Origin of the sequence: Microcystis sp. M53598_WE2 (assembly GCF_030067735.1) — a bacterium.
GTDB lineage: Bacteria > Cyanobacteriota > Cyanobacteriia > Cyanobacteriales > Microcystaceae > Microcystis > Microcystis aeruginosa.
Window position 1 is genome coordinate 1 of sequence record NZ_JASJFE010000908.1, and the last position, 2,514, is coordinate 2,514.

The following is a 2,514-nucleotide window of genomic DNA, read 5'->3' on the forward strand; positions in this document are numbered from 1 at the left end:
CCCTACTATTTTTTTGGTAAGGAAGTGGGGTGATGGGGGAGCGGGGGGAGAGGGAAGTGGGGGAGTGGGAAGGGGGGAAGTGGGGTGGGGGGTGTGGGGTGTGGGGAGAAGGGGAGAAAAAAGCTGATAACTGATAACTGATTACTGATTACTGATCACTTTTTAATCTACGGCCTCGTAGTCACTGGCACTCATTTCTTCGCCATCGTAGGGGTGATCGTCACTGCCCGATTCGCCGGATTTAGTTTCCAGATTACTATAGGTTCTGGTTCTAGTGTGGGAGAGGGTTGGCCTCTTGGCGAAGGTATTGGAGGAAGTGGCTTGGGTGCGGGTGGGTCGGGTCAGTTTTTCGGTGACATCGATCGATTGAAAACCAGTACTGTTGAGGGGTTGGGTTTCCTCTTGTTTACCCCTGTAGATGCGGGTACCGATTTCGAGGACAATCTGACGAAATTCTTCCAGGGTGGTTTTTAGCTTTTCTGGCGATAGGGAGGGGTCGCGCAGGGCGATTTCCAACTGTTGCCGCTTCTGGTCGGCCAGTTGCCGGATATCGGGGGCGACTAACTCACTGTTTTCCCTGAGGGTGACTTCGTAGCTATAGAAAAGACTATCGGATTGGTGGCGAATATCGATCATTTGCAGACGACTGCGATCAAATTCGGCGTATTTTTCGGCTTCTAGGCGCATTTTTTCAATTTCGTTCGGTTTCAGCCCTCCAGTATGGCTAATGACAATGCTTTGTTCTTTGCCGGTGCCTTGGTCGCTGGCGGCCACTTTCAAGATGCCGTTAACATCGATCTCGAAGGCCACTTCGATTTGTGGCATACCCCTAGGGGCGGGAGGAATTCCCGTCAGGAGAAATTTACCGAGGGTTTTATTATCCCGGGCCATGGCCCTTTCCCCTTGCAGAACATGAATTTCCACCGAAGTTTGACCATCGGCAGCGGTGGAAAAAACCTGAGATCTACTGGTGGGGATAGTGGTATTGCGATCGATAATTTTGGTAAAGACTTCGCCGAGGGTTTCAATGCCGAGGGAAAGGGGGGTGACATCGAGGAGGAGGACATCTGCCACTTCTCCACCTAAAACTCCAGCTTGAATCGCCGCCCCCAAAGCAACGGCCTCATCGGGGTTAACAGAGCGATCAATCTGGCCTGCAGAAAAGAAACGGGAGATTAATTCTTGCACGGCGGGGATTCTGGTGGAACCACCAACGAGAATAACACGATTGATATCGCTAGGCTGCAGTTCGCTATCTTTGAGGGACTGTTGTACGGGTCCGAGGGTTTTTTCCACTAATTCTCTGGTTAATTCCTCAAATTTAGCGCGAGTTAGTTCCAATTCTAGGTGTTTAGGACCGGTTTCGTCGGCGGCGATAAAGGGTAGATTGATCGAGGTGGTAATCAGGCTAGAAAGCTCGATTTTGGCTTTTTCGGCGGCTTCTCGCAGTCTTTGGATCGCCATGCGATCGCTGGATAGCTCGATGTTTTCTTGGCTTTGAAAGTTCTCCACCAGCCACCGCACTAAGAGGTTATCAAAATCGTCCCCCCCAAGATGGTTATTGCCGGCCGTGGCTTTCACTTCAAAGACTCCCTTTCCCAGTTGCAGGATGGAAACGTCGAAGGTTCCTCCCCCTAGGTCAAAAACGAGGATATGTTGATCTTCGTTTTGTTTATCTAAACCGTAGGCCAGGGCGGCGGCGGTGGGTTCGTTAATAATTCTTAATACTTCTAGTCCTGCGATTATCCCCGCGTCTTTAGTGGCCTGACGTTGGGCATCGGTAAAATAGGCGGGAACTGTAATCACGGCCTCATTAATCGGTTCTCCCAGATAGGCCTCAGCATCGGCCTTTAATTTTTGCAGGATCATGGCCGAGATTTCTTGGGGGGTAAATTCCCGATTGCGAATTTTGATATTGACGGTATCATCGCGACCGCGTTGGCAATGATAGGCAACTCGTCCCCTTTCTGCCTCCGTGTCTTGCCAACGCCTACCAATAAAGCGTTTGATGCTATAGACGGTATTTTCGGCATTAGTGACCGCTTGACGTTTGGCCAGTTGTCCCACTAGGCGCTGGCCCTTGCCGAATCCCACGATACTAGGAGTTGTCCTTCCCCCTTCCGAGTTGGGAACTATAATCGGCTGACCTCCCTCGAGTACCGCAACACAACTGTTGGTTGTCCCTAAGTCGATGCCGATGACTTTTCCCATGACGCTCTGATAATAATGGTAGTTAATAGGATACAATCATTTACAAAAATTATCCCAAAATTAGCAACGGGCTTTTTACCTCGTCTAATCTTGCCAGGGATGAAACACGACAATTTTTATCCGATCCTAACAAAACTTGTCGGTCAAGTCCGCAAGTGGCCGGCGACCAGTCTATATAGGGTTTGCGGCAAAAAGTTTTTCGGTGGGGGCAGGGTGTGGGGTGTGGGGTGTGGGGTGTGGGGTTTTACCAGTTTTGAGGTGGCCAATTACCTAATTTTCAGGGAAAAAGTGCCTAAATTTCCC

General features: G+C 50.1%; 1 protein-coding gene and 1 pseudogene. One reads left to right on the forward strand and one right to left on the reverse strand.

Annotated features, from left to right (window positions below; all coding sequences use genetic code 11):
* Window positions 1–162: 162 nt before the first annotated feature.
* Complete coding sequence (gene dnaK, locus PX636_RS18485; RefSeq protein ID WP_288118226.1) at window positions 163–2,211, reverse strand: molecular chaperone DnaK; 2,049 nt, start codon at window positions 2,209–2,211, stop codon at window positions 163–165.
* Window positions 2,212–2,310: 99 nt separating this feature from the next.
* Here dnaK and PX636_RS18490 point away from each other — a divergent pair.
* A pseudogene (locus tag PX636_RS18490) lies at window positions 2,311–2,514 on the forward strand (hypothetical protein); the annotation flags it as partial.